The sequence below is a fragment of the Treponema sp. genome, from assembly GCF_045657965.1.
Classification (GTDB): domain Bacteria; phylum Spirochaetota; class Spirochaetia; order Treponematales; family Treponemataceae; genus Treponema_D.
Map to the genome: position 1 here is coordinate 1 of NZ_JAZOUG010000008.1, position 3399 is coordinate 3399.

Genomic DNA, 3399 nt, shown 5'->3' on the forward strand with positions numbered 1-3399 from the left:
GTGTCTAAAGATTTTTCCCATTCAGGATTACCAAATTTGTTTTTATACATAAATTTTCCTCCATATTTTTATACGATTAAGCAATCGCTCTTTAATTTCAGTTTTTTATAGTTTTTGCAAAGTTCTTCAAAAGCTGGCTGAAAATCACTTTGTACGTGTTTAATTTCGCTAAGTTCCACATAATGAGTTATGGGAAAATCCGTTCCGTAAAGCATCCTCTCGGAAAAACCCGCCTTGCAGATTGCATCATAGCTTTCATCCGGGCAGAAGGCTGTGTCCCCGAGCAACTTGGGATATTTGGAAAACAAATCAATAATTGCCTCAGAATCGCGGCAATGGGCAAGATGAGCTTCCACTTCTGGAAACTTCTTGAACCAAGGCTCAAAAAGATAAGGGCTGTCGTCCTCGCTTAGTCCAGTGTGAATAAAGAGCGGAATATCCTGCCCTTTTGCAAATTCAAAAATCGCATCCGTAAGAGAACTGTTTTCTTTTGTCCAGTCATGCAAGCGGGGATGCAATGCAATTCCCGCAAACGGAAGTTCAAAAAAAGCATCAGAAACAGAAAGCCCTGAACGCAGTACAAGCGGGTCTGCCCACCATAACGGTTTTACTTTCAGCTTTATGGAAGATGCAAACTTCAATGCCGTATGCCATTCTTCTACAACAGCATGATGAAATTCCACTGCCGTTTTCATATCGTCAAACTTTGGCGTAAGGTATGCGCAGGTAGTGCCGGATATGCCGTTTGCTTTCAGGCAAGAGAACACATCGTGCCAGTCGTAGTATGTATTCCAGTACTGGCCGATGTGTGTATGAAAATCATGTGTTTTTAAGTCATCATAGCGGGCTGTCATTCTACCTACTTCAAGAACTTGTTCAAGAACGGGAAGAACATTCCTAAAATACCGGCTTTATTTTTTGAAGCCATTTCTTCCTGTTTTTTCTGAAGCATTTCGTTCCTTGCTGCCATATTCTTCATGTTATCGGCGGCTCTTTGCGCCAATTTGTCACCGAAAGAAGCATTTCCCAGATTCTTTCGTCCCGCCATAAGACGCGCAGCATATTCGTCTCTATCTTCAGTAACAAAAACTCCAGGATATTTCTTTTCAAAAAATTTCTTTGCACATTCAGAACTACAGAAGTGTTTATATTGGATTTCTTTGTCTTTCTTTATGAGCTTATCCTGCTCTTTGTTCGAACTTTCAATAATGTAATCATAATAAGCTCCGGCAATAACAAATGGAGTGCCACATTCCGCACAGCAGTCAGATTTATCATAATTACTGTAGTCAGGATTATTATCACTAGAGTCAGCTGTTTCAGATTCATTAACAAGATCAGAAGATGTTCCTGTTTTTAAGTATTCCTTTGCTGCTTCCTGACGATAGTTATAACGATCAACATCTGCAGTCACAAAAACAGACTGCTTATATTTTTCTTCAAAATATTTTTTACAACAATCTTCTGAACAGAAGCGACGGTTTCCATCACCGCTTATGAGCGGCTCTAATTTCTTATCGAGAGTAGTAACGAATGTATAATAATTTCCAGTCTTTTCTTTACATTGCGTACAATATAGATTTTCATCAATTTCTTCATCATCTTCGTCTACTTCAACTTCATCTTCTGAAAGACATACTGAAATTACCGGAGATAATTCATCCTTGGTAAACTTGTAGTCTTTTTCATCACCATCTTCTTCCTCTGGTTCCATATTTGCATACGCAGACTTTGCAAAATAATCCAAAAGACATACGTTCACAGGACAATCAAGATTACCCGAAAAATCATCAGCAGTTGTAATATGAACAGGCTCGGCCGGCTTCGGCCCGTTTTTTAATTCATCAATCGCATTTGCAGCACCTTCTTTTAATGCCGCTCCCGTAGCCTGTGCGCCTTCTTTTAATTTTTCACCGGCGGCGCTTTTTAATTCAGACGCTTTGCTCATGGCTGAATCTTTTAAGTCTTCCACTTTTGAGGCGGCCGCAGCCTTCATTTTTTCCATCGGATTGAATCCCATAATATCCTCCAAAAAATATTAGAAATGTTTAGCTATGCTCAACATCACGACTTTCCCAGTTCCTTTAGTTTTGCCTCTCGCCAGTCCAAAACAATCTGCTTGTTCTTTGCGGCTACGGCACAGAAGTGACGGTTGATTTCAAGGGGATTTCCTGTCTTTGATTCGTTGGCGTTTCGCACCATGCAGGGAGCGCAGAAAGCCGCCTTGTCGCACTTGCAGCACTCGCCGCCACCCATGTCTTTAAATTTTAGCGAGCGAAGCCATTTGATTTTTCCGCTATTGTTCCAGATTTCTTCAAGTGATGATTCATTCAGATTTCCCAACACCATCATCTGCCAGCCAGGACATGGGTACACATTGCCGTTTTCGACCATACAGCATGAAGAAATACCCACGCCACAAAGACGTCGCTCCGGGTTGAATTGGCTCATATTACAGCGGTGAACAAAATCAGGTGCAAGTATTGCTTCCTGATAGTCAGTGTCGTCAGCCATAATATCCTTGATAACTTTTCCAGCCTCATCTACCGTCAAACGATTTGCAAGATTATCCGTTTCGTGATTGTATTCTGCCATCATTATGTAATCAGTCTGTGCTCGGATTTTATGCTCATGGCACCAGCGGATAACATCACCATAATCGTCTTTATTACCTTTCATTGTAGGACAGCTGACATGAAGCGGAATATCATTTTCAATCAATTTCAAAATAGCATCGCGAGTCTTATAGAAACTTCCTTTGAGCGTTGTGATTGCATCGTGATGTTCCGGAATCATTGAGTAAAGCGAAACTTGGACAGAAGATACATTGCCTTCTTTCATTATTTGAATAGTCTCGTCATCAAGCAAAGTAAGATTTGAAAGAATATTCACATAAAAGTCATAGTTTTTCGCGACACGGAGATATTCCTTAAAATGAGGATGCGTCATCGGCTCACCGCCCGAAAGGGTTACACCAAGTACGCCCATTTTAGAAAGTTGCTCAAGAACAGAGTAATACATTTCATCCGTGATATTATTCAGTTTGAACTTATGCGGAATGTAGCAGTGGACGCACCGCTCGTTGCATTTTGAGGTAAGCTCAATCTGAAAATTGGTAAGATGTGGCTTTCCCGCAAAATGCTTTTCCAATAAGTCTTGTGTTTCTGTATCAGCCCGTTGAATGGTAGGCGAAAAATCTTCGCGGTTTGTTTTTGGTAAAATTGCATTGTAGGTAAAGCCCGTGTCCTGCGCATTAAGCTCCGCCTCGTTCTCGCCCTTTACGATAAAACCGTCCGCCACGAGTGCGTCATAGAATTCCGCCGCGTCAGCCTTGATTGCCGCGCGGTCTACGCCCGTAAACTGCGGCAGGATTTTGTCGGTAAGCTCATCGAGCGACTG

Annotated in this window: 3 protein-coding genes; all 3 read right to left on the reverse strand. The window is 41.6% G+C overall.

Annotation, left to right across the window (positions count from 1 at the left end; translation table 11 throughout):
- Window positions 1-68: 68 nt before the first annotated feature.
- On the reverse strand, window positions 69-854 hold the full coding sequence (locus ACKI5B_RS00170) for an amidohydrolase family protein (RefSeq protein ID WP_407424932.1): 786 nt from the start codon (window positions 852-854) through the stop codon (window positions 69-71).
- A 5-nt stretch (window positions 855-859) separates the two neighbouring features.
- Window positions 860-2020, reverse strand: a complete 1161-nt coding sequence (locus ACKI5B_RS00175; RefSeq protein WP_407424933.1) for a hypothetical protein — start codon at window positions 2018-2020, stop codon at window positions 860-862.
- Window positions 2021-2064: 44 nt separating this feature from the next.
- Window positions 2065-3399: radical SAM protein (locus ACKI5B_RS00180; protein WP_407424934.1), on the reverse strand; the 1335-nt coding region annotated here is incomplete at its 5' end.